20 protein-coding genes are annotated in these 24,617 nt (G+C 71.0%); 18 read left to right on the top strand and 2 right to left on the bottom strand.

The annotated features are described in order from the left end of the window. Positions 1 to 58 precede the first annotated feature (58 nt). A complete protein-coding gene (locus tag AB0H56_RS22525) occupies positions 59 to 925 on the bottom strand; it encodes a hypothetical protein (protein ID WP_357166498.1) in 867 nt (288 codons plus the stop codon). A gap of 112 nt (positions 926 to 1,037) precedes the next feature. Here AB0H56_RS22525 and AB0H56_RS22520 point away from each other — a divergent pair, with 112 nt between their 5' ends. The 3 genes from AB0H56_RS22520 to AB0H56_RS22510 all read left to right on the top strand — a co-directional run bounded on the left by AB0H56_RS22520 (position 1,038) and on the right by AB0H56_RS22510 (position 4,029). Continuing rightward, complete coding sequence (locus AB0H56_RS22520) at positions 1,038 to 1,985, top strand: hypothetical protein (RefSeq protein WP_357166495.1); 948 nt, start codon at positions 1,038 to 1,040, stop codon at positions 1,983 to 1,985. 26 nt (positions 1,986 to 2,011) lie between these two features. After that, positions 2,012 to 3,295 (top strand): adenylosuccinate synthetase, encoded by a 1,284-nt coding sequence (locus AB0H56_RS22515; RefSeq protein ID WP_357166492.1) that lies wholly within the window; start codon positions 2,012 to 2,014, stop codon positions 3,293 to 3,295. Between the two features lie 104 nt (positions 3,296 to 3,399). Beyond that, positions 3,400 to 4,029 (top strand): NUDIX hydrolase, encoded by a 630-nt coding sequence (locus AB0H56_RS22510; protein WP_357166489.1) that lies wholly within the window; start codon positions 3,400 to 3,402, stop codon positions 4,027 to 4,029. Here the strand turns inward: AB0H56_RS22510 and AB0H56_RS22505 are convergent. After that, entirely contained in the window at positions 4,010 to 4,783 is a 774-nt protein-coding gene (locus tag AB0H56_RS22505) for a metallophosphoesterase (RefSeq protein WP_357166486.1), read from the bottom strand. The genes AB0H56_RS22510 and AB0H56_RS22505 overlap by 20 nt on opposite strands. Positions 4,784 to 4,956: 173 nt before the next feature. Between AB0H56_RS22505 and AB0H56_RS22500 the strand changes: the two genes are divergently transcribed. The 15 genes from AB0H56_RS22500 to AB0H56_RS22430 all read left to right on the top strand — a co-directional run bounded on the left by AB0H56_RS22500 (position 4,957) and on the right by AB0H56_RS22430 (position 24,615). Beyond that, positions 4,957 to 6,633, top strand: coding sequence for a fatty acyl-AMP ligase (locus AB0H56_RS22500; RefSeq protein WP_357166483.1), 1,677 nt, complete (start codon positions 4,957 to 4,959; stop codon positions 6,631 to 6,633). Between the two features lie 27 nt (positions 6,634 to 6,660). Further along, positions 6,661 to 6,927 carry an acyl carrier protein gene (locus AB0H56_RS22495; protein ID WP_357166481.1) on the top strand — a complete coding sequence of 89 codons (267 nt, stop codon included), beginning with the start codon at positions 6,661 to 6,663 and terminating at the stop codon, positions 6,925 to 6,927. A gap of 148 nt (positions 6,928 to 7,075) precedes the next feature. Continuing rightward, complete coding sequence (locus tag AB0H56_RS22490) at positions 7,076 to 11,413, top strand: aminotransferase class I/II-fold pyridoxal phosphate-dependent enzyme (RefSeq protein WP_357166478.1); 4,338 nt, start codon at positions 7,076 to 7,078, stop codon at positions 11,411 to 11,413. A 129-nt stretch (positions 11,414 to 11,542) separates the two neighbouring features. Then, entirely contained in the window at positions 11,543 to 12,559 is a 1,017-nt protein-coding gene (locus tag AB0H56_RS22485; protein WP_357166475.1) for an alkaline phosphatase family protein, read from the top strand. A gap of 162 nt (positions 12,560 to 12,721) precedes the next feature. Further along, on the top strand, positions 12,722 to 15,091 hold the full coding sequence (locus tag AB0H56_RS22480; RefSeq protein ID WP_357166472.1) for a RelA/SpoT family protein: 2,370 nt from the start codon (positions 12,722 to 12,724) through the stop codon (positions 15,089 to 15,091). Between the two features lie 279 nt (positions 15,092 to 15,370). After that, positions 15,371 to 16,945, top strand: a complete 1,575-nt coding sequence (locus tag AB0H56_RS22475) for a cutinase family protein (protein WP_357166469.1) — start codon at positions 15,371 to 15,373, stop codon at positions 16,943 to 16,945. 55 nt (positions 16,946 to 17,000) lie between these two features. Beyond that, positions 17,001 to 18,038: a hypothetical protein gene (locus AB0H56_RS22470; protein WP_357166466.1), complete on the top strand. Its 1,038-nt coding sequence runs from the start codon at positions 17,001 to 17,003 to the stop codon at positions 18,036 to 18,038. Positions 18,039 to 18,050: 12 nt separating this feature from the next. After that, positions 18,051 to 18,905 (top strand): hypothetical protein, encoded by an 855-nt coding sequence (locus AB0H56_RS22465; RefSeq protein ID WP_357166463.1) that lies wholly within the window; start codon positions 18,051 to 18,053, stop codon positions 18,903 to 18,905. Between the two features lie 8 nt (positions 18,906 to 18,913). Further along, complete coding sequence (locus AB0H56_RS22460; RefSeq protein ID WP_357166460.1) at positions 18,914 to 19,546, top strand: hypothetical protein; 633 nt, start codon at positions 18,914 to 18,916, stop codon at positions 19,544 to 19,546. A gap of 94 nt (positions 19,547 to 19,640) precedes the next feature. Then, positions 19,641 to 19,937, top strand: coding sequence for a hypothetical protein (locus AB0H56_RS22455; protein ID WP_022566424.1), 297 nt, complete (start codon positions 19,641 to 19,643; stop codon positions 19,935 to 19,937). Beyond that, complete coding sequence (locus AB0H56_RS22450) at positions 19,934 to 20,188, top strand: hypothetical protein (protein WP_110035603.1); 255 nt, start codon at positions 19,934 to 19,936, stop codon at positions 20,186 to 20,188. Before AB0H56_RS22455 ends, AB0H56_RS22450 begins: the two co-directional genes overlap by 4 nt. An 11-nt stretch (positions 20,189 to 20,199) precedes the next feature. After that, on the top strand, positions 20,200 to 20,796 hold the full coding sequence (locus tag AB0H56_RS22445) for a hypothetical protein (RefSeq protein WP_357166456.1): 597 nt from the start codon (positions 20,200 to 20,202) through the stop codon (positions 20,794 to 20,796). Next, on the top strand, positions 20,793 to 21,608 hold the full coding sequence (locus tag AB0H56_RS22440) for a hypothetical protein (RefSeq protein WP_357166453.1): 816 nt from the start codon (positions 20,793 to 20,795) through the stop codon (positions 21,606 to 21,608). Before AB0H56_RS22445 ends, AB0H56_RS22440 begins: the two co-directional genes overlap by 4 nt. A gap of 59 nt (positions 21,609 to 21,667) precedes the next feature. Next, a complete protein-coding gene (locus AB0H56_RS22435) occupies positions 21,668 to 23,122 on the top strand; it encodes a hypothetical protein (RefSeq protein WP_357166621.1) in 1,455 nt (484 codons plus the stop codon). Next, positions 23,119 to 24,615: an SCO6880 family protein gene (locus tag AB0H56_RS22430; RefSeq protein WP_110035599.1), complete on the top strand. Its 1,497-nt coding sequence runs from the start codon at positions 23,119 to 23,121 to the stop codon at positions 24,613 to 24,615. Before AB0H56_RS22435 ends, AB0H56_RS22430 begins: the two co-directional genes overlap by 4 nt. The last annotated feature ends 2 nt before the right edge of the window (positions 24,616 to 24,617 follow it).

The following is a 24,617-nucleotide window of genomic DNA, read 5'->3' as shown; positions in this document are numbered from 1 at the left end:
GCAGCCGTTCACCCGACCGTAGGCTCCCCGAGCCGCCGGGACGGAAAGACGGGTGAGGTCAGCCCAGGAGGTCGGCTGCCCGGTTGACCTCGAGCGCCTTGCGGAGCCACTTCTGGAGTTGGTCCAGATCGTCGCAGTTCAGGATGTGGTCGCGGATGTCGGCGGGCACGGTGATGCCGCGGGCGTCGAGGACGGTCAGCACTGATTTGGCTTCCCCGCGTGCTTCGCCCTCGGCGAAGTACTTGCGGGCGAACTCGCTGCGGTATTCGTAGCCTTGGAGCCCGGCGGCCATCAGTGCCTCCCACTCGGATCGCGCTGCGGCGGGCAGCGTCGACAGGATGAAGTCATAGTACAGCGCGGCGCGGTCGCCACCGAGAGCGCCGAGGGCCGCGAGCAGGGCTTTCCAGACCTGGCGGTGCTCGGGATGGCTCGGGTGGGCGAGGGCCGACAGTACGGCCAGTTCGGGCAGGTCGACCGCCACGTCGATGTCGGTGACAACGGGTACGCCCGCCGGATCGAGCACCAGCGGGGACAGCCCGACGGGCGGGTTGCCGTAGCCGAGGTCGATCGGTTTCGCGGCCCATCGCGCCGTCTTGGCGTCGGGGCAGACGACCATCAGGAGCGTGGGGCAGCGGAGGCGAGCTCGCAGCGAGGTGACGTAGACCGGCCACGACCAGCGCTTGTCGGGATCCGGTCGCAGTTGCACCTCGACGACCACGGCCAGGACGCGCTCACCGCCACGGTGGAAGGCGACCACCGCATCGGCGTGGTACTCGGTCGGGGCCAGCACGGTCGCGTCTCCGGGGACGGTGGTGATGGATTCGTATTCGGGTAGGCGGCAGCCCAATTCGGTCAGCAGCGGAGCGACGAGGGCCGGTTGCTGCTGGAAGAGATCGATCACCACTTCGTGCGGAGCCGATGGCATGCGCCAGAAGGTAGCCGATGTGGGCCGCGAGGGGTGAATCGGCTGGGCTCTTGACGTTCGTTGTTTTGGTTGAATAGACTAAAACGACGGACGATCGAAGGGAGTGGTTCTGGTGGGGTATGGGAACTGGGATGACAGGGCGTACCGGGCGGGGAAAACGTTTCGGGCGCGGGCGGGGGAGGACGACTTCGGGTACACCGCGCGGATGCGGGAGCAGGCGTATGACACCTGGTGTGCGCATCCGGCACTGGATCCGTTCGGGGTGGGGGTGCGCGAGTGCCGGGATTCGGCGGAGCACGGGAACTCGCTGCCGGTGGCGGTGCTGTTCGACGTCACCGGATCGATGGGCCGGGTGCCGCGGATCATGCAGGACAAGCTCGGGAAGCTGCACGGGCTGCTGAAAAGCAAAGGCTACGCACAGGATCCGCAGGTGCTGTTCGGCGCGATCGGCGACGCCGACACCGACCGGGTGCCGCTGCAGGTGGGGCAGTTCGAATCGGACAACCGGATGGACGAGCAGCTGCGCTCGATCCTGCTCGAAGGCGGCGGAGGCGGGCAGAAGTCCGAAAGCTACGAGCTGGCCGCCTATTTCATGGCCCAGCACGTGGTGACCGACGCCTGGGAGAAGCGGGGCAAGCGCGGCTATCTGTTCGTGATCGGCGACGAGCTGAACAAGCCGCGCCTTGCCGCCCGGCACATCAGGTCGGTCATCGGCGATCACGTGCGCCGCGACGTGTCCGTCGAGTCGATCTACCGGGAGCTGGCCGAACGCTGGCACGTCTACTACATCCTGCCGAATCAGTCGGCGTACTACCGCGATCCGGAGATCGCCGAGCACTGGGCGGGCCTGCTGGGCCAGAACTTCCTGAAGCTCGACGACCCCGGCGCGGTCTGCGAACTGATCGCGCTGACCATCGGGCTGGGGGAGGACCGCGTCGACGTCGACACCGGCCTGGCCGATCTGCGCGATGTCGGCTCGGTGGAGGAGGCGGACGCGGTGGGCAGGGCGCTCGGCGCGAAGCCGGTCAGGAGCGTCCGAGCGCTGCCGCCCGGCAGGTGACCGGTGTGATGCGAAGGAGCACAGCCATGTTCGACAGGGAGCACCTGGTCGTCGTCGACCTCGGCTTCGGTGACGCGGGCAAGGGCGCGACGGTCGACTGGCTGTGCGCTCCCGAGGCCGACCTCGGGGTGGCGGCGGTCGTGCGGTTCAACGGCGGCGCGCAGGCCGCGCACAACGTCGTCGCCGACGGTCGGCACCACACCTTCGCCCAGTTCGGTGCGGGCACCTTCCACGGCGTGCCGACTCTGCTGTCGCGGCACATGCTCGTGGAGCCGATGTCGCTGGCCGCCGAGTCCGAGCGGCTCGCGGCGCTCGGTGTGCGCGATCCGCTGGGACTGCTCACCGTCGACGGGCGCGCCCTGCTGACCACGCCGATCCACATCGCGGCCAACCGTGCCCGCGAGGACGCGAGGGGTTCCTCGCGGCACGGTTCCTGCGGGCGTGGCATCGGCGAAACCGCCTGGTACGCCCTGGCGCACGCGGCACCGACAGTCGCCGACTGCCGCGCGCCCGCCGTCCTGCGTGCCAAGCTGGATCGGCTGGCCGCGCACTACGACGCGCTGATCGGGCCGAGCGCACACCACTACGAACCGATCGACGAGCTGGTGCGGATGTACCGCGACTTCGCCCGGGCGGTGCGGATCGCCGAGGACGGCGCGCTCGCGCGGGCGGCGGCGCGGGGCAGGCTCGTCTTCGAGGGCGCGCAGGGCGTGCTGCTCGACGAATGGCGCGGACTGCACCCGCACACCACCTGGTCGACGGTGGAACCGCGCAACGCCCGCGCCATGATCGCCGGAATCGGCGGCACCGCACGGGTTCTCGGTGTCACACGCACCTACATGACCCGGCACGGCGCGGGTCCGCTGCCGACGGAGGCGCCGCTGGGCAACCCGGAGCCGCACAACGACACCGGGCCCTACCAGGGCGCGTTCCGGCAGGGGCACCTCGATCCGATCCTGCTGCGCTACGCCGTCGAGGTGTGCGGCGGAATCGACGGGTTGGTGGTCAATCATCTCGACGCCATCGGAAACGGCTGTGCCGCAGCCGCATACGAGACGGCGGCGGGAACGGTCACCGACCTCGTCCCGGGCCGGTGGCGTGATCTCGAGCACCAGGAACGGCTCACCGGCCTGCTGTCGGCGGCGACCCCGGTGCTCGAACCCGTCGACGGCGATCCGGCGGACTGGCTCGCCCGCCGCCTCGGCGCGCCGGTCGTCCTGACCGGTCACGGACCGGAACGCGGGGATCGCGTCCCGCGCGGGCCGGTGCTCGGTCCCCACCGGGTGGCCGCGGGCGCACGGACCGCGTGAACGCGGTCGCGTGTCCGCCACCGTTCGCCGGGGCATATCCGCGCGGCGGACCGGCGGGATCGGAGGTTCCCATTCGGCGCGCGCTTCCGGCAGGATGGCACGACGTGGAGCAATCCGTCGTATCGATCGATGTCGTGACGTTGCGGTGCTGGGAGGCCGACAGCGCGGTGCGCATCGGGATCGCCGCCCGCGAGTTCGAGCCGTTCACCGGCGAACTCGCCCTGCCCGGCGTGCTGCTCGGCCGGGGCGAACGGCTGGCCGACGCCGCGCGGCGGGCCGTCCACACCAAGCTCGGTGTGCCGGTCGAGGCGATCGGCGCGGTCGGTCAGCTCGTCACCTTCGATGAGCCGCACCGCGATCCGCGCGGTCCGACGCTGTCGATCGCCATGTGGGCCGTGGTCGCCGAGCACGAGGGCCCGGCCGAGTGGGTCGAATTCGACGCGGTGCCCCCGCTGGCCTTCGACCACAACCGCATCGTCGGCACCAGCCGCGGCCTGCTCGCCGCGCTGCTGTGGAAGGACCGGAACCTGACACGCGCCCTGGCCGGCGCCGAATTCCCCGCCACCCGCGCGGTCGAGTTGAGTACCTCGTTGCACGGCACCCGCCCGGATCCGGCCAACCTGAACCGGACGCTCGCGGCCATTCCGGGGCTCGAGCGCACCGGCGAACGGCGACGGGTGAAGGCCACCGGCAGGCCCGCGGTCGTCTGGGCCTTCACGGACTCGGCGGCCTGACGCGGCTCACCTCCCGGCCCGTGTCCACCGCGAGGCCGTAGACCGCGTAGGTGCGGCGCAGCACCGGATAGGACACATTGCGGACGGCCACACCGCCCTCGGTGCGGCCGCACTCGCTGCCCGCGTGCGCGTGGCCGTGGAGGGCGAGGGAGGCGCGGCCGGCGTCGATCGCCTCGCCCAGGGCATGACAGCCCAATCCAGGGTAGATGCACACGGGCTCACCCGCGAGCGTGTCGGTGACAGGGGAGAAGTGGGTCAGCGCGACCCGCGTGGCGCAGTCGAGGCCGTCCAGTGCTTGCCGTAGGCGCACCGCGTCGACCGGTCCTCGGCGCATCCGGGCCCGATGCTCGGCCGACCCCCGCTCTGGATCGCCGGGATGTCCGGGGAACCCGCCGGAGCCGCCCATCACCCCGGCGATCCCGATCCGGTGCCCCCGGATCGTCAGAATCGTCGAATCGCCGTCGAGCACAACGACTCCGGTGTCGGTGAGGCGTCGCGTGATGAACTCGCCGCGGTCCTCGTCGTGGTCGTGATTGCCGAGGACGGCGACCACCGGGACGGGCAGATCGGCGAGCTCGGCACACAGCAGCTCGGTATTCGCCACGGTGCCGCCCTCGGTGAGATCACCGCCGAGCAGCAACAGATCGGCGTGCCGGGCGAGGTCGAGGAAGCCGGGCCGGAACTTTCCGGCGACGGCCGGTCGCAGGTGCAGATCGGCGGTGGCGGCGAGACGGATCGAAGCGGTGGTCCCCACCCGCCGAGGAGGCCACAGCGGACCGCGGCTGTCAACGCGATTGTCCCTCCACCACAGGGGGTGGAGGGACCCACCCTGAGGGTTCGACAGCCCGGCCCTGAGGGCGCTTCCGGGCGGCCGCGGGGGCGCGCAGAGTAATAGCCAGCCCCGAAAATCCGCCGCGGAAGGACGCCATGCAGGCCAGCTACGTACACCACGTCCGGCAGCAGTTCGAGCGCTACGGGGACGACCGCCGCTATGTCTACCTGCGGGAATCCGGCCGCGAGCTGGTCGAGGAGAGCGTCACCTACCGCGCGCTCGACCGCGACGCCCGCGCGTTCGCCCAGTGGTTGTCCCAGCGCCCCGAGGCCACGCGACCGGTCGTGCTGCTCTACCTCGACGGCATGGCCTTCCTGCGGGCGTTCCTCGGCTGCCTCTACGCCGGCGTCGTCGCGGTCCCCGCACCGCTGCCGCACGAGGAGCGGGCCGCGCGGCGGGTGCGCGGCGTCATCGCCGACTCCGGCGCCGAGCTCGTCCTGACCACCGCCGACTTCGTCCCGCTGGTCGAGGCCGCCACCGCCGCGACCGTGGTCGCGACCGACCAACCGCTCGGCGACGCCGACGCCTGGCAGCTGCCCGACCTCGACCCGGGCACGATCGCCTTCCTGCAGTACACCTCGGGCTCCACCGGGACGCCCAAGGGCGTCGTCGTCACGCACCGCAATCTGCTGCACAACGAGGCGGCGATCGCCGCGCGCGGGATCACCGCGGACTCGACGGGCGTCAGCTGGATTCCGCAGTTCCACGACATGGGCCTGATCGGCATGCTGCTCGGCGCGGCCTACGCGGGCGCGAATCTGGTGTTCATGGCGCCGACGACGTTCATCAAGCGCCCGGTGCGCTGGCTGCAGGCCATCGACCGCTACCGCGCGACCTACACCGCCGCCCCCAACTTCGCCTACGACCTGATCCTGCGCCGGGTCGACGACGAGCAACTCGCCGCGCTAGACCTGAGCAGCCTGGAGGCCGCCCTGAGCGGCGCGGAACCGGTGCGGGCCCGCACGATCGAGGCGGTCCTCGCGCGCTTCGCGCCCGCCGGGCTGCGTCCCACCGCGTTCCTGCCCGCCTACGGACTGGCCGAGGCGACCTTGCTGGCCGCCTCCACGCGCATCGGGTCGACACCGGCGTACTACGACCGGGCGGGCGAGGCGCCGCTGGTCAGCTGTGGACACCCGGCCGACGGCATCGAGATCCGGATCGTCGATCCCGCGACCGGCGCCGAACTTCCCGACGGCGCGACCGGCGAGATCTGGGTGCGCGGAGACAGCGTCGCCGCCGGGTACTGGAACCGGCCCGCCGAGACCCGCGCGGTCTTCGACGCCCACCTCGGTGCAGACGGGCCGTACCTGCGGACCGGTGATCTCGGCCTGGTGCACGGCGGCGAGCTGTACGTCGCGGGCCGGCTCAAGGACCTGATGATCGTCAACGGCCGCAACATCCATCCCGCCGATGTGGAGGAACTCGTCCAGGATCTGCATCCCGCCCTCGCGGGCAACGCGGGCGCGGTGGTCTCGGTCGACGTGCTCGGCCGCGAACGCCTGGTCGTGATGCAGGGCGCGCGTCCGGAACTGCTCGGCGACAGCACCCTCGCCGAACTGAGCGCGACCATCAAGCGCGCGGTGGCCCGCGGATTCGACGTGCCCGCGCCGAACGTCGTGCTCCTCGCCGCCCGCTCGGCCCGCGCGGTGCACCGCACCACCAGCGGCAAGGTCAAGCGCGGCTCGATGCGTGCGGCCTTCCTCGCGCACGACCTCGAACGGGTGCTGCACGAGGACCTCGAACCGGCGCTCGACCGCGCGCTGACCGTCTGATCGCCTCGAATCATTCAGGAGCCCAGTATGTTCCGCAGCACCCCCCAGTCGCAGTCGCCGATCCAGGACTGGCTCGTCGAACGCGTCGCCGACTACACCGACCGTGCCGCACACCAGGTGGATCCGTCGATCCCGCTGGCCGAACTCGGCATGGACTCCGTCTCGGCGGTGTCGCTGTGCGGCGAGATCGAGGACCGCTGGTACGTGGAGATCGACCCGACCCTGGTCTTCGACTATCCGACCATCACCGCGATCGCCGGCTTCCTCGCCGACGAGTTCGCCGTCGCGGCATGAGTGAGCGCCGGCGACCGAACCATCGGCCCGCGCCCTCGCACGCGACAGAGCCGAGCGCCTGCGAGGTGGAGTCGTGAGCGGTCAGCGGCCGGAGGCGGCAGCGGAGCGTGACCACGGAGGCCGCCCGAGCACGCCGAGGAGATCCGGCATGACCGATATCGCGATCGTCGGCATGGACTGCCGCTTTCCCCAGGCGGCCGATCCAGCGGCGCTGTGGCAGCTGCTGCTCGACGGCCGCGACGCGATCTCGGCGGTTCCGGCGAACCGCTGGCGCGCCGAGGACTTCCACGATCCGGCGGGCGGGCCGGGCACCGTCAACACCCACCGTGGCGGATTCATCGCCGATGCCGACGCCTTCGACCACGAATTCTTCGGCATCACCCCGCACGAGGCCGAGACGATGGACCCGCAGCAGCGGCTGTTGCTGCAGGCGAGCTGGCGCGCGTTCGAGGACGCGACGCTCGATCCCCGCGCCCAATCCGGTTCGCGCACCGGCGTGTACATCGGCGTGATGGCCAATGAATGGGCCAATCTGCAGATGTCGGACTACGCGGCGATCACCCCGCAGCACGGCTCGGGCAACGGCTACTTCATGACGGCCAACCGGCTGTCGTACCAGCTGGACCTGCGGGGGCCGAGCCTGGCGGTCGACACGGCCTGCTCGTCCTCGCTGGTCGCGGTCCATCTCGCCTGTGCCTCACTGGCTTCCGGCGAGTGCGATCAGGCCGTCGCCGGCGGCGTCAACCTCGTGCTCACGCCCGCGGTCGGGGTGTTCTACACCCAGGCCGGACTCTCGGCGCCCGACGCCCGCTGCAAACCCTTCAGCGCCGACGCCGACGGAATCGTGCGTGGCGAGGGTGTCGCGGTGCTCGTCCTGCGCCGCCTGGCCGACGCCCAGGCCGAAGGACTGCCGATCTACGCGGTGATCAAGGGCAGCGCTGTGAACTCGGACGGCCGCAGCAACGGCATCACCGCACCGAGCCGATGGGCGCAGCAGCAGGTGATCGCCGAGGCGTCGCGCCGGGCGGGCATCGAAGCCGGGGCGGTCGACTTCATCGAGGCGCACGGCACAGGGACGGTGCTCGGCGACATGATCGAGGTCAAGGCGCTGGGCGCGCTGCACGGGCGCGATCGCGCGCGACCCTGCGGAATCGGTTCCATCAAGGGCAATCTCGGCCATACCGAGGGTGCGGCGGGCGTCGCCGGACTCATCAAGGTCGCGCTTAGCCTGCACCACGGTGTCGTCGCGCCGACCAAGTACACCGACCGGGAGAATCCGCGCCTGCAGCTGGCCCGGCACGGACTGCGCCTGATCGCCGAGCCCATGCCGCTGGCGGGCCCGGCGGTGGCCGGGGTCAGCGGCTTCGGCATCGGCGGCACCAACGCGCACCTCGTGCTGGCCAGTGCGCCGGTCGACGAGTCGACGGGATCGGGCGGCGGTGGGGTTCTCACGCTCTCGGCCGACAGCGCGGAAGGCCTGGAGCGCAACGCCGTTCGCTTCGCGGAGACGCTGCGGTCGCTGCCGGTGGAGCGGTTCGCGCAGGTCTGCTGGACGAGCAACCGGGCGAAGTCGAGCGGTCGTCATCGGCTCGCGATCGTCGCGGCCGACCGCGACGCGGCGCTCGCCGGCCTGCGCGCCGATGCGGAAACCGGTGTGGCGGGACCGATTCGGGTCGGCTGGCTGTGCACCGGGCAGGGCTCGCAGTTCGCGGGGATGGCCCGGCGCCTCGAGGCGGAGAGCGGGGCGTTCCGGCGCGCGCTGCGCACCGTCGACGCGGCGATGGCCGCCCCGTTCGGTCGCTCGGTGCGCGCGCTGCTGCTCGACGACACCGCGAGCGTCGACCGCACCGAACTCGCGCAGCCCGCCATCTTCGCCATGGAATACGCGCTGGCGCAGGCACTCGCCGACGCCGGGGTGCGTCCGGCCTGGGTGCTCGGGCACAGCATCGGCGAGTTCACGGCGGCGGTGGTGGCGGGTGTGCTCGAGCTCGCCGACGCCTGCCGACTGGTCGTCGCCCGTGGCCGTGCGATGCAGCGGTTGCCCGGCGGCGGCGGGATGCTGGCGGTCCGCGCGCCGCGCGATAGCGTGGCCGATCTCCTCGTCCAGGAAACCGAGGTCGCGGTGGCCGCCGTGAACGGGCCCGAGGACCTGGTGCTCGCCGGCGCGTCGTCCGCGCTCGGCCGGATCAGGACCGCGCTCGGCGAGCGCGCCGTGAACACCAAGCCGCTGACCGTGTCCCACGCCTTCCACAGCCCGCTGATGGCGCCGATGCTGGCGGAATTCGCGGCCGTCGCCGCCGAATGCGACTATCGCGCACCCGCGCTGCCGGTCTATTCGACCGTGCGGGGCAGGCTGCTCGCCGCGGACGAGACGATGGACGCCGACTACTGGATCGAACACGTCGGCGCCACCGTCCTTTTCGGGGACGCGCTGGCCGCCGCGCTCGGGACCGAACCCACCCATCTCGTCGAGATCGGGCCGCGGCGCCAGCTCACCCAGCTGGTCGGTCCCGACCTGCTGCCGCGCTGCCTGGCGCCGAGCCCGGGGCCGGCGGCGACCGGGCGTGAACTCGCCGAGACCGTCGCCGCGCTGTACCGCGACGGCCTCGACCCCGACTGGGACCACCTCTACGAGCCCGCGCAACGCGTCCGCCGTCGCCTGCCCGGCTACGACTTCTCGACCGAACACCGCTTCTGGATCGAACCGACCACCCTCACCCCACCCGCCACCCCGGCAGAGGACACCACCATGGACCAGATGATCGCGCTCTTCCGCGAACAGAACGCGCTGCTGGCGAGCCTGGCTTCGGGCACGACCGCCCCTGTGGCCGCTGTGCGGAACGCGGCGAGCACGGGGCAAGCCGGCGCCGCGTCCGCAGGGGTGGGGGCCACCGAGAGCGCGCCGCGCACTGCCTCCGGTCCGGACGCCCGCGCGGCCGCCGACATCGTGCGCGCGGAATGCGGACGGGTCAGCGGGTACTCCGTCGACCGGCTCCGTGACACCGAAACCCTCACCGGTGCCCTCGGATTCGACTCCATGATGCTGGCGGATCTGTTCGGCGGGCTGATGCGCAAGATGCCGGGCGTGCGGATCGACCCGTCCTGGCCGAGTGCCGCGACCACGCTCGGTGACGTCGTCGCCTGCGTCTCCCAGCAGGTCGAACCCGTTGCGGGCCGGGGTGTTTCCGCCACGCCGCCGGTCGGTGCCGAGCACGTCGGTCCCGAACCGGTCACCGGGACCGGCGAACCACGCCCCGCCCTGTCCGCACCGGCGGCGCGCACCGTCACCCCGGAGTACCGGATCGCCGACTTCCCCGAGGTGCGGGCGATCGAGGAGCGGCTCAGCGGCGCGGCCGCGCTGGGCCTGGAGAACCCGTACTTCCTGATCAACGACGGCGTCACCCGCGACACCTCGATGATCGACGGTGTCCCGGTGCTGAACTTCTCCAGCTACAACTATCTCGGCCTCTCCGGGCACCCGGCCGTCGTCGCCGCCGTCCAGGACGCCGTCGCCCGCTACGGCAGCTCCTGCTCGGCCAGCCGGGTGCTCTCCGGCGAGAAGCCGGTCCACCGGGAACTCGAGGCCGAACTCGCGGCGCTGCTCGGCACCGAGGACGCCATCGCGCTGGTGGGCGGCCATTCCACCAACGTCACCATCATCGGCCACCTGGTCGGCCCCGACGACCTGGTGATCCACGACAGCCTCGCCCACGACAGCATCCTGCAGGGGTGCGTGCTCTCGGGCGCGACGCGACGGCCGTTCCCGCACAACGACCATGCCGCCCTGGACCGGCTGCTCGACGAACTCCGGCCCCGCTACCGTCGCGTCCTGATCCTCATCGAGGGTGTCTACAGCCAAGACGGCGACATCCCCGACCTGCCCGCGATCATCGAGATCAAGAAGCGGCACCGGGCCCTGCTCATGATCGACGAGGCGCACAGCATCGGCGTGCTCGGCGCCCACGGCGGCGGCATCGGCGAACATTTCGGGGTGGACCGCGGCGATGTCGAGCTGTGGTCCGGGACGATGTCGAAGGCGCTGGCAGGCTGCGGGGGATACGTCGCGGGCAGCGCGGAGCTGATTCGCTTCCTGAAATACACCACGCCCGGATTCGTCTACAGCGTCGGCATGACGCCGATGAACGCCGCTGCCTCCGCCGCCGCGATCCGGCAACTGCGCGCCGACCCCGCCCCGCTGGAGCGGCTGCGGCACAACGCGCGACTGTTCCTGCGCCTGGCCCGCGCGGCGGGCATCGACACCGGCGACAGCGCCGACACCCCGATCATCCCGTGCATCATCGGTGACTCGCTGCGCACGATGCGGCTGTCGAACACGCTGCTGCGCCGGGGCGTCAACGTCAATCCGATCATCTATCCGGCCGTCCCCGAGGACCTGGCGCGGCTGCGCTTCTTCGTCACCGCCTGCCACACCGAGGCACAGATCCGCGAGACCGTCGCCGTCCTGGCCGAGGAACTCGCCGCGTGACGACAGAACGCAAGGCGCCGTTGGCCCCTCGTTCAGGCGGGCGACCTGGGTGCGCGGAGCCGGTGAAACGTCGATGAACACGGCCGCGCGCGCTCGGCGGGTCGAGCGCGCACGACGCATCGTGAGGACATGCGCGAGCTGTCGGCACCCGCGAAGGTCCTGGTGGCCGCAGCCACCGCCCTCCTGACCATCCCGCTGCTGTGCTCGGCGGCGGGCTCCGACACCGCCTTCGACGATCCGGTGCCGCCCATGGCAGGCGCCGCCGCGTTCGGGGTGCCGCTGGCGGGGCGGCCCGGCGCGGTCGCGAAGGTCGTCGTCATCGGGATCGACGGCCTGCTCTACGACAAGGCCGACCGCGTCCAGGCTCCGCGCCTGCGTCACCTCGCCGCCCAGGGCCTGCTCTCGCGCGGACACATCGACGGCCACATCACCATCTCCGGCCCCTCCTGGGCGAGCGTGCTGACCGGGGTATGGGACACCGCGCACGGCATCACCGACAACACCTTCGACGAGCGCCCCTTCCTGGCCCATCCCAGCGTCTTCACCCGGATCGAACGCGCCGACCCCGCCCGGCACACCGTGTCCATCGGCACCTGGCACCAGATCGCGACCATCGCCGCCAGCGGTGAACGGCGCGCCGACCTAGCCCTCACCACCGCGCCCGATCCCCGCGACACCGACGAGTCACGCACCGACGACGCCACCGCGACCGAGGTCGTCGCCACCATCGCACGCACCGGGCCCGATCTGGTGTTCACCCACCTCGACCAGATCGACCTGGCCGGGCACCGGCACGGCGCGGCCTCGCGCGCCTACCTCGCCGCCATCCGCCGCACCGACGCGCTGGTCGGGCGCATCGTCGCGGCCGTCGACCGGCGCGCCGCCGCCCACCGGGACGAACAGTGGACCGTGCTCGTCACCACCGACCACGGCCACCTGCCCACCGGCGGACACGGCGGCCAGCGGCCCGACGAGACCGCGAACTTCGTCATCGCCCGCGGCGCCGACTTCACCCCCGGTACGACCACCGGCGCGCACACCCTCGTCGACATCACCCCGACCGTGCTCGATCTGCTGGGGGTGGCATCCGGACCGCTCGACGGCCACAGCCTGCGCACCCGGCCCGCGCCCGCCGACGAACGCTGACGATCCGCAGGTCGGCGGCCGATTTCGGGTCGCGTCCCGACCGTCTCACGCTTGTGACCGCGGGGAATCGAACACCAGGTCGGTGCGGGGACTAAAGTTGGTGGTCCGGGCGGTTGCAGCACTCGGCCGACGTGGTCCGAATGCAGCGTGAGAGGCGGTGGCATGACTCGACAACTCGGCGAGGCGAAGGTTGGGCAGGAGTCCACCGGAACCCCGCGGACCAACGGCACCCCGGCGACCCCCGAGCCACCCAAGCAATCCCCGACCGCGTCGGTGCCGAGTTCGGCGTCGCGGCGTGTGCGCGCCCGCCTCGCCCGCCGGATGACCGGCCAGCGTGGCATCGCGGCGGTCAAGCCGGTGCTCGAGCCGCTGGCCACCGTGCACCGCGAGCTGTACCCGAAGGCGAATCTGGCGCTGCTGCAGCGCGCCTTCGACGTCGCCGACGAGCGCCACGCCAAGCAGTTCCGCAAGTCCGGCGACCCCTACATCACGCATCCGCTGGCCGTGGCCAACATCCTCGCCGAGCTCGGCATGGACACGACCACGCTGGTCGCCGCGCTGCTGCACGACACCGTCGAGGACACCGGCTACTCGCTCGACCAGCTCAAGGAGGAGTTCGGGCAGGAGGTCGCCCACCTCGTCGACGGCGTCACCAAGCTCGACAAGGTCAACCTGGGCGCGGCCGCCGAGGCCGAGACGATCCGCAAGATGATCATCGCCATGGCCCGCGACCCGCGCGTGCTGGTGATCAAGGTCGCCGACCGGCTGCACAACATGCGCACCATGCGCTTCCTGCCGCCGGAGAAGCAGGCCAAGAAGGCCAAGGAGACCCTCGAGGTGATCGCGCCGCTGGCGCACCGCCTCGGCATGGCCACCGTCAAATGGGAACTCGAGGACCTCGCCTTCGCGATCCTGCACCCCAAGAAGTACGACGAGATCGTGCGCCTGGTCGCCGACCGCGCGCCCTCGCGCGACACCTACCTGGCGAAGGTGCGCGCCGAGATCGTCAACACGCTGGCCGCCTCGCGGATCAACGCCGTCGTCGAGGGCAGGCCCAAGCACTACTGGTCGATCTATCAGAAGATGATCGTCAAGGGCAAGGACTTCGACGACATCCACGACCTGGTCGGCATGCGCATCCTGTGCGAGGAGGTCCGCGACTGCTACGCCGCCGTCGGCGTCGTGCACTCGCTGTGGCAGCCGATGGCGGGCCGGTTCAAGGACTACATCGCCCAGCCGCGCTACGGCGTCTACCAGTCGCTGCACACCACCGTCGTCGGCCCCGACGGCAAGCCGCTCGAGGTGCAGATCCGCACGCACGACATGCACCGCACCGCCGAATTCGGCATCGCCGCGCACTGGCGTTACAAGGAGACCAAGGGCAAGCACTCCGGGGACGCCGCCGAGGTCGACGACATGGCCTGGATGCGGCAGCTGCTCGACTGGCAGCGCGAGGCCGCCGACCCCGCCGAGTTCCTGGAATCGCTGCGCTTCGACCTCAAGTCGCCGGAGATCTTCGTGTTCACCCCCAAGGGCGATGTGATCACGCTGCCGCAGAAGTCCACGCCCGTCGACTTCGCCTACGCGGTGCACACCGAGGTGGGGCACAAGTGCATCGGTGCCAGGGTCAACGGGCGCCTCGTCGCGCTGGAACGTCAGCTCGAGAACGGCGAGGTCGTGGAGGTGTTCACCTCCAAGGCGCAGAACGCCGGGCCGAGCCGGGACTGGCAGAACTTCGTCGTCTCGCCACGCGCGAAGGCCAAGATTCGCCAGTGGTTTGCCAAGGAGCGGCGCGAGGAAGCGCTCGAAAGCGGCAAGGAGCAGATCTCCAAGGAGGTGCGCCGGGTCGGGCTGCCGCTGCAGCGGCTGATGAGCGTCGACGCCATGACCGCGGTCGCGCACGAACTGCACTACTCCGACATCTCCGCGCTCTACACCGCCGTCGGCGAGCACCAGGTCTCGGCCCATCACGTGGTGCAGCGGCTCATGGCCCAGCTCGGCGGGATCGGTGACGTCGAGAACGAACTGGCCGAGCGGTCGACGCCGTCCACCACGCCGGCCAGGCAGCGGGTCACCGGCGACGCGGGCGTGCTCATTCCCGGTGCGCCGGGGACCGTGGCCAAGCTGGCCAAATGCTGCACGCCGGTGCCGGGCGACGAGATCATGGGTTTCGTCACCCGCGGCGGCGCGGTGAGTGTGCACCGCACCGATTGCACCAATGCCGGGTCGCTGCAGTCGCAGTCGGAGCGCATCATCGAGGTGGAGTGGGCGCCGTCGCCGTCGTCGGTGTTCCTCGTCGCCATCCAGATCGAGGCGCTGGATCGCACCCGCCTGCTCTCCGATGTGACCAAGGTGCTCGCCGACGAGAAGGTCAACATCCTCTCGGCGTCGGTCGCCACCCACGGTGACCGCGTCGCGATCAGCAAGTTCACCTTCGAGATGGGCGATCCCAAGCATCTGGGACATCTGCTCAACGTCGTGCGCAATGTCGAAGGCGTGTACGACGTCTACCGGGTCACCTCCGCGGCCTGACTCCCGTTCACCGGCCCGGGCACCCGCGAGTGTGCCCGGGCCGCTTCGTGTCCCGCGCGGCAGCGTTTCGCCAGGAAGTTGCTGGCTCTCGGCGGGTTTGCTGGGGCAGTGAAAGGGCCAGTTAGGGCAGCGGTTCGATAGGCCGGAATCTGTTACGGTTTAGTGCGTTTCAACGCTCCACTGGTCAGCCTGAAATGGACTGTGATGCGGATCGATATGGCTCGGTGCTCGGCACGACTCGCGGGGACGATGATCGCGTCCACCGTCGCCTTCGCGTCCGTGTCGACAGGTGTCGCCCACGCGGACGAGAAGTCGACCGACGCGCCGTCCACGCACGTTTCGATCTCGGCGTGTCCCGCACTGTACGCCTTGGGGATTCAGGGCACCGGAGAATCGTCTCCCGACGCGGCGACCAGCACCGACACCGGCATGCTGTCCACGGTGTTCCGCCCGATGCTGGCCAAGGCCGCCGAGCCGGGCCTGGTCGACCGCGCCTATGTGCCCTACGAGGCGGGCTTCGGCGGAGCCGTTCCCGGCGGCGTGGTGCCCTACAGCGAATCCGTCGCGGGCGGGCTCGAACGTCTGCGGTCGATGGCCACCCAGGTGATCGAGCGCTGCCCGCAGTCGCGGATCGGCGTCGTCGGTTATTCGCAAGGCGCCCACGTGGCCTCGCTGTTCGCCCAGGAGGTCGGCGCGAACCAGGGGGCGGTGCCCGCCGACAAGATCGCCGCGGTCGCCCTGTTCGCCGACCCGACCCGTGGCGCCAACGCCCCGCTGTTCCCCGGCGCGCCCGACCGCACCGCGCCGATCGCGGCGCCGGGCACCTCGGGCGCCGCCCTCGACGACATCGCCGCCGTCCGCCAGGCACCCGCCCCCGGCGGCGGGCTGGGTAACCAGACCGAGCAACCCGCCGACTTCGGCACCCTCACGGGCCGGGTCGCGAGCTTCTGCGCCACAGGCGATCTCGCGTGCGACGCGCCGCAGGGCGCACCGCTGCTGCGCGCGGTGACCAACCTGGTGAGCCAGGTGAAACTCTCCGGCGGTGATCCCATCGGCTCGCTGGTCTCGATCGCGCAGGCGCTGGCCTTCACCTCCATCAAGACCGCGACGACGGTGGTGAACGAGGACATCTCCGGCAGCACGCTCGCCGATGTGTCGCTCTCGCCGACGAAGTCGATCTCCGAGCGTCTCGCCGACGCGGCCGACCCGCGCAGCACGCTCGACGTCAACAGCGCGCTGCAGGCGTTGCTGAAGGTCGGCATGATCGGGCTCAACGCGGTGCACACCGTGGTCAAGAGCGTGCTCAACCCGGCGAGCATCGCCGAATTGGCCACGGCCACACTGTCGAACCCGCTGGTCGGGCTCACCTTGCTCGGTACCAAGCTGGCCGGCGCGGTCCCGCAACTGGTGCCGCCGACCACCGGCGTGCGGCTGGTCAACGAGGCGTTCACGGCCGTCACCCAGAACATCACCGACAACCAGGAACTCCTGGACGTCTCCACCTGGGTGCGCTACTGGGACACCACCCAGCGCCACGACGCCTACTCCCGCATGGGCGTCGGCGCCGACGGCGCGACCCCGACCAGGTACGTGGCCGACTGGTTCGCCGCCCTGGCCCGCGACGCGGCGGGCACCTCGGGCAGCGGCGCGGTGCCGCTCGGCGGCTCGGACCAGCGCCGTGGCGGAATCTTCACTTCCCCGACCGGCGCGTCTACGACACCCGAACCCTCCGGTGGGGGACAATTTCCGTTCGGGACAGGAGCCGATGGCGCCTCATCCGGCGGCGCGTCGACTCCGCCTGCCGCGTTACCCGGAACCACCGCTCCCACCACCCGCCCGTTCTCTGTGAACTGATCACCGAGAGGTCTGACATGCGAATCCTTGTGCCCGGCGTCGCGGAAAGGGGGAAATGTTGAAGTCGTACAACGAACTGTCGCGCTGGTATTCGGCGCTCGAACCGGAGACCGACGCAGCCGACCCTGCGCGCCAGGCCACCGCCGAGGCGGCGGGCGAGGACGACGGTCCCGACCGATATTCGCAGCGCCCCGAGCGCGCCCCGTCCGCCGCACCGGCCGCCGAGCATCCCGAGCCGGCGCCGGAGATCGTGGCGGGCGATCCGCCGGAACAGAAGATCGCTCTCGATCCCCGTGCCTTCGCGGACGTCGAGCCGGTCCGCCCGGCTCCGCCGCAGTACGTCGGCGGGTTCGAGCCGGAGCCCGAACCGGCGCCTGCGCCGCCCGCTGAACTGGCCGCGCGCCGCAGTGAATTCACCGGCGGCTGGTCGGACTGGGTCGCCGAACCGGCGCCGGGTCCCGACGACGACTACGACGCCGAGCTGGTCCAGTTCCCCTGGCCCGACGCCGCCGACGACGACTACGACGAGGCCAGGGTGCTCGAGCCCTCGGGCGCGCTGCGTGACAGCCGTCGCGCCCAACGGGCCTGGATCGTGCTCGCGGTGTCGGTGCTCGTGCTCGTCCTCGCCGCCACGGGGGTGTTCTTCCTGCTGTTCGGTCGCGACACCGCCAAGCACGCGGCGCCCCTGCACTTCACCGCGGGCAACCTGACGGCCGACACCCCGGGCGCGTGCCCCACCGAACGCACCGAGACGGTGCTGCGCAGCAACGAGGCGGGCGGCACCGCGTCCGGTCCCGACGCCGTGCTCGCCTTCCAGCACGCCTACTACGTGGCTCGCTCCGGCGAGCTGGCCAGGTCGGTCGTCACCCCCGACGCCGCGGTCTCGCCCGCCGCCGTGATCCAGCGCGGCATCGATTCCATCCCGATGGGGACCACCCACTGCGTGCGGATCACCACGGTCGCCGAGAACCGGTACACCGTGGAGGTGACCGAGTTCCGGCCCGCCGGGGCGCCGGCCACGTACACCAAGCAGTCGGTGCGGACCGCGCAGGTCGGCGATCGCACGCTCATCACGGGCATCGCGGCAGGGTAAGGAGCAGAGGCGATGACAGACGACTGGAGCCGATGGCTCGACGACGCCCCCGAGGGGGAGCCGTGGGGCGAGGCGGCGGGTGATCCGGCGCCGGTCGTGCGGCTGCGGCGCAAGAACCGCGATCGCGCGGGCGGCGGACACCGGCCGATCCTGGTCGTCGGCGGGTGCGGCGGCGCGGGCACCACCACCACGGCGCTCGGGCTGGCCGCCGAACTGGTCACCGAGGGCGCGGCGACGGTGGCGGTCGACGCCACCGCGGCCGGCAGCGATCTCGCGCTGCGCGGGGCCGACAAGCACCTGCACCCGGTGAACCTGCAGTCCTGGGTCTACGGACGCGGCGACGACGAACCGGCGCCGCTCGAGGAGTGCCTGTCGCGCTCGACCTCCGGGTTCGGGCTGCTCTGGCGCGACGCCACCCCGCTGCGCAGGCGCGCGACATATCTCACTGTCGCCAGGGCTTTGGACGCCGGCGGGTACACCGCGGTCTACGACGGCGGCAACCCGATTGCCGGACGGCAACTGCGTCCCCTGCTCGACGACGCCGATATCGCGCTGGTATTGGCGATTCCGGCCAGGGTCGACGCCGCCAACCGCCTGCGGGTGACGCTGGAATGGCTCGACGACCACTACGGCGACGACGGCGCCGGCGTCGTCGCCGACACCACCATCGTTGTGTCGCACCAGTATTCGCACGACGACTCGCGCGTTGCCGAGCATTTGCGCGAGCATCTGTCCGGCTGGGTGCGCGAGGTCGTTGAGATCCCCTACGATCCGCATCTGGCCCGCGGTGAGCTGGTTCGGCACGCCGAGCTGGCCGAGACCACGCGTGCGGCATATGGGCGGTTGCTCGCCGGGGTGGCATCATGACGGCCGCTATGAATCTTCGTCGTCGTCGTGAACCGGCGCCCGCCGGTATCGGGGTCGTCGCGCCGCCGGAATCGTTGCGCGCGCCGATCTGGGAACGTCCAGTGCCCGGGGTGGGCCGGGCGCCGCTGGTGTGGCTGCTCGGGGTGCACGGCGGCTCCGGCGCCACCACCCTCGCGCACGTGCTCGCCCCCGCCGCCGACGCCCGTGGCCGCTGGCCCGGTGTGTTCGAGCGCGAATCCCCCTATGTCGTCCTGGTCGCGCGCGAGACCATCTCCGGTCTCACCCGCGCGCACGATCTGCTGCGCCAGCACCACGCCGGGCTCGCTGGCCCGTCACTGGTGCTCGGCCTGATCACGGTCGCGGCGCGGCCGGGACGGGTGCCGCCGGAGATCCGGCGGTACCGGGACGTGGTCGGCTCGCTGGCCGGGCACGTCTGGCAGGTGCCGTGGATCGAGGAATGGACCCTGGTGGAGTCGGAGGCGTTGCCGGTGTGGTCACCGGGCGACGAGGTCGCCCCGCGCAAACGCCGGGTCGATCCGCTCGACGAGGTGCCCGCCGAGATCGGCGAGCTCGGTACCGATCTGGTCGCCGCCATCCGTGCGAGTATCGATACGTCCGCGCCGGGGGAGGGTCGATCATGACCGCCGGGCGCTCGGGCCGCCGGTGGTGTACAAACGTGTGTCGGCGTCGAAGTGTTTGTGGCACAACACCTTTACAGTGGGAGAAAGGCACCCGATGAGCATGATCCTCCTCGCCGTGCAGGACACGTACGGCACTGTCCTGGCCCAGGTGGGTAATCCGACACCGGAAGCTCCTCCCGGCTCGGAGAAGATCCTGCAGCTGGTGCGGTACCTCACCTGGTTCGTGCTGCTGTCGGGTATCTGCGGCATCACCTACGCGGGCGGCAAGTTCGCCTGGGAGCGCTGGACCGGCGGCGGCCTCGAGTCGCCGAAGATGGTCGCGGGCGCGATGATCGGCGGCGTCGTGGCGACGAGCGCGGGCACCATCATGAACGCGGTCATCGGTACGTGATCACCGTGCTCGCCTACAAGCAGATCCCGGCCGATGTGCTGGCGCCGATGATGCAGCTGCTCAACTGGCTGCTCTGGTTCGTCCTGCTGTCGTGCCTGGCCTGGATGATCCTCTCGGCAGGCCGGTTGTGGATCGCGTTCCGTTCCGATCTGGCCGTCAACGACGCGTCGCACGGTGTGCTGATGAGCCTGATCGGCGCCGCGGTGGCCAGTACCGCGTCCGGCATCGCGCTGGCGTTCCTGCCGGCGTGAGGAGTGGTGCCATGACGCGCCCGGTCGCGGTCGGTATCGCGCTGCTGGCCGCGGCGGTGGGCTGCGGCCGGGGCGGCGAGACCGGCCCCGACCTGTCCGCCGCGCCGACCGGAGTGCGCTGGCAGGACTACCAGGGCATCCCGCTGCCGCGCACCGAGCAGGGACCGGCCAGTGAGACCGGCGGCGCCGCCACCGGTTTCGAGCATTCCCCGCGCGGGGCCGGATTGGCGGCGCTGACCCACACCATCCGGTTGTCGGTGGCGCCCGACAACCAGTGGGCGCAGGTGGTGAACCAGGAACTGGTGCCGGGCCCGGCCAGAGACGAGTGGGCGATCAACCGGGTGCAGCTGTCCATCACCGGGCCCGCCGCGCCCGAGTACGCGCCGAGATTGTTGGGTTACAAAATCACGGAATATCGTGACGAGCAGTCCAGGGTAGAGGTGTACACGGAGTATTCGGACCGCTCACGGGCGGTCAACCACACGACGGTCAGCTGGTACGGCGGGGACTGGCGCCTGCGGTTACCCGATCCGCTGTCCACCGACCGGCCCGTCGACGCCATCGACGAACTACCCACCGACATCGTGACATTGGAGGCACCGAGGTGAGCGAGAAGGAGCCGGGCGCGCGCGACCGCGCTTCCTTCGGCATGATCGCCTCGGGCGCCCTGCTCGCCCTGATCCTGGTCGTCGGCGCGGTCGTCTACTTCACCAGCGGCGGCGACACGGCCACCGACGACGCCCCGCCGCCCGCCCAGGCCGCGGGCGGAACCGGTTTCGCCGATCCGGAGATCGATGTGCTCGGCCGCCGGGTCGACATCCCGAACAATCCGGCGGGCCAGCCGCTCGAGCAGGTGCCGGGAACCCAGCGCACGCCGGTGGATTCGGACTGGCTGACCGCCGCGCCGGTGGGCACCAACCGACCGCACGGCTGGCAGCGGGTGTACGGCGCCTCGGTGCCGTTCTCCACCTCCGACGGGCCGACCAGGATCCAGAACGGGATGGCCGTCGGCTACGCGCGGACCCCGCAGGGCGCCGCGCTGGCCGCGGCCCAGATCACCTACCGGCTCAACGCGCGGCCCGCCGACCGCGCGCTGTACGTCACGCAGGTGCGGGCCAGCACCGCGCAGCTGGCGGCCTACGATTCGGCGCTGTCGAACGACCGGCTGCCGGAACAGCAGCCGGAGAAGGTGACCCGCTACTTCGTGGCTTCCGACGCGTTCAAGATCGATGACTACGCCGACGACATGGCGATCGTGCGACTCGCCTCGCGCGGCCCGGTGATCGACGGTAAGCAGTTGTACGCCGCCATGCGGATGATCGTGGTGTGGGACGACGGGGACTGGCGGCTCAAGCCGTCGACCACGACCAACACCCAGACCGAATACGTGGAATCGCTGGCGGGGTGGACGAAATGGTGAGCATCGGTGTACAGCACAGCCCGGATCGATTCCCTGCGGACCATCGAGGGGTGCCAACAATGCTGAGGCGGATCGTCACTATTTTCGCGGTGATCTTCACCGTGATGCTCGCGACGCCGACCGTGGCCTACGGCCAGCAGTACGGCTTCGACGAAGCGTGCAACGAACTGCACGACACGCTCGACAGCGTCGCCATTCCCGGTGTCTCCCTCGGTGACGCGGCCTCGGCGGTGTGCAAGGCGGGCAACGCCGCCACGCATCCCGGTGACGCGGCGACCGCGGTGAAGGACAAGGCGTGGGACTCCACCTTCGGCAAGGTGGTCGACTCGCTGATGAAGGGCCTCGGCGAGGCGCTGATCCTGGCGTTGACCTTCTGGATGAAGGTGCCCAACGAGGCGGTGAGCGATTCGGGCGCCCTCTTCACCAAGATCAACGACTACACGTATCAGATCCAGATGTTGTTGTTGATCGCCTCGGTGATCATCACCGGCGGCAGATTGGCCGAGGCCAGACGCGGGGCGGCCGTCAGCGAGGCCGCCGAATCGTTCCGCCTGTTCGCCCGCGTCGTGTTCAGCTCGTGGATGCTGGGCGCGGTGATCGTCGCCGGTACGCGCGCCTCGGACAAGTTCTCCGAGTGGATCATCCAGGACGCCACGGGCGGCAATGCCAAGAACATGGCCGAACTGATGGTGAAAACCAGCAAGTTGCAGGCCTTCTCGCCGGGCCTGGTGCTGATCATCGCGATCGTCGGCCTGCTCGGCGCGCTCGCCCAGATCGTGCTCGCCATCGTGCGGCAGGGCCTGCTGGTGGTGGCCGCAGGCGTGCTGCCACTGGCCGCGGCCGCCTCGGCGACCGGGACCGGCAAGCAGTCGTACCAGAAGCTGATCGGCTGGATCATCGCGTTCATGCTGTTCAAACCCGTCGCGGCGATCGTGTACATGATCGCGTTCACCACCGCGGGCCATGTCGACGAGACCACCACCTCCGGCGGTCTGCCCGAAGGCGAACAGGCCCAGCGGATGCTGGTGGCGCTGGTGCTGCTGTGCAGTGTCGCGTTCGTGCTGCCCGCGCTGATGCGACTGGTCGCGCCCGCCGTGGCCACGGTCGGCACCGGTGGTTCCGGTCTGATGGTGGCCGGTGGCACCGCGGTCGGCGCGATGGCGCTCGGCGCGATCGGCACCAAGGCGGTGGCCTCGCGGCCCGCCGCGGCACCGGGGTCGGCGGGCTACTTCGGCAGCGCCGCGGGCGGCACCCGCCCCGGCGGCGCCGGCGGCACGGCAGGCGGACGGTCCCCGCGCGGCCCGGCGCCCACTCCGCCGCCCCGCGGTGGCGGCGGCGCGGCGGCGCCACCGCCCACGTCCGGTTCGGTGCCCTCCGGCGCCGCGCGCGGCGTGGTCGCCGCCAGGGCCGCGGCGGGCAGCGCCCAGCGCGCCGATCAGTCGGCCGGCGACCTCGCCGGTGACCGCTGGGCGAATCGTTCACCCGACCTCGGCAGGAGCACGATTCCGCGATGACGACCACCTCGACCGACACCTACGAGCGGCGCTCGTACGGGCTGTGGCAGAAGCCGCGCAGCGCGGGCCTTTTCGGCCTGCGCTGGGAAGAGACCGTGATCGGTTTCGTCGTGGTGATCGCGGCCCTGATCAGTGCCATGGTCGGTGGGTTCAAGTGGGGCTTCGTCGTCGGCGGCCTCGGCGCGCTGGTGATGGTGCCCCTGGTGTGGCGGACGGGGGGCCGTTCGGGCTATGAGACGGGACTGATGATGTTCAACTGGATGCGCTCGCGCAAGAACGGCGAGCACGTGTACCGCGGCGGCCGGTTCTCCCGGATCCCCGGCGGTGTCACCAAGCTGCCGGGGCTGCTCGCGCCCTCGAAGCTCTACGAGGGCATCGACGCGGGCGGCTACCACTTCGGGATGATCCACCTGCCCGCGTTCGCGCAGTACACGGTGGTGCTGCGGGCCTGGCCGCAGGGCCACGAGGCGGTCGACCAGCCGGTGATCGACCGCTGGGTCGCCGCGTGGGGCACCTTCCTCGCCTCGGTCGGCCAGACCAGCGACATCGTCGCGGTGGTCCCGGTGATCGACACCGTGCCCGAGACCGGCAACCGGCTGCTCAACGAGGTCTCCACCATCACCCGCCCGGAAGCGCCCGACCTGGCCCAGCAGGTGATGTACGAGCTGGCCACCGAGCTGCCGCAGGAGCGGGTGCAACTGCTGCCGCGCGTGGCGATCACGTTCAAGGCCACCACCGCCGAGCGCCGCAAGAACCCGGCGGAGGAGGCCGTGGAGATCGGGCGCAGGCTGCCCGGCATCTGCGCGGCACTGGCCGAGGCGGGCGTGCGCGCGCAGCCGATGTCGGCCGAGGAGGTCATCTCCTTCATCCGGCGCAGCTACGACCCGGCCGCCCAGGCCGATCTCGAAGTGGCCGCGGCCGATCCGGGCGGGCACGGCCTCGGCTGGGACGACGCGGGACCGGTCTCGCACGACGAGAAGTGGGACCACCTCATCCACGACGGTGGCCGCTCGGTCACCTGGGAGATGGACGCGGCGCCCGAGGGCGCGGTCGACGAGCGGGTGCTGCAGCGGCTGCTCGCGCCGAATCCCGAAGTGCCGCGCAAGCGCATCGCGATCGTCTACCGGCCGCACTCGGCCGCCGACGCCGCCGAGATCGTCGACGACGACTTCAAGAACGCGCTCGTCGCGCAGCAGAGCGAACGCGGCGTCGTCTCGGCCGCCGCCACACTGCGGGTCGGCGCGACCCAGCAGGCTCGCGAGGAACAGGCCCGCGGACACGGCGTCACCCGCTTCGGCGCGCTGGTGACGATCACCGAGCCGCTGCGCGGTGACCTGCCGCGCATCGAGGCCATCACCCGCGACCTCTCGACGCAGGCCCGGCTCAAGATCCGGCGCTGCTACCGCTACCAGGCCGCGGCCTTCGCGGCCTCCCTCGGTTGTGGCGTCATCCTGCCCGAGCACGCGACCATTCCGAAGGCATTGGCGGGGTGAGG

This window comes from Nocardia sp. NPDC050717 (assembly GCF_040654275.1).
In the GTDB taxonomy this organism is placed as follows: Bacteria; Actinomycetota; Actinomycetes; order Mycobacteriales; family Mycobacteriaceae; genus Nocardia.
Note: the sequence above shows the minus strand (reverse complement) of the source record. Positions and strands in the feature narration are given on the sequence as shown.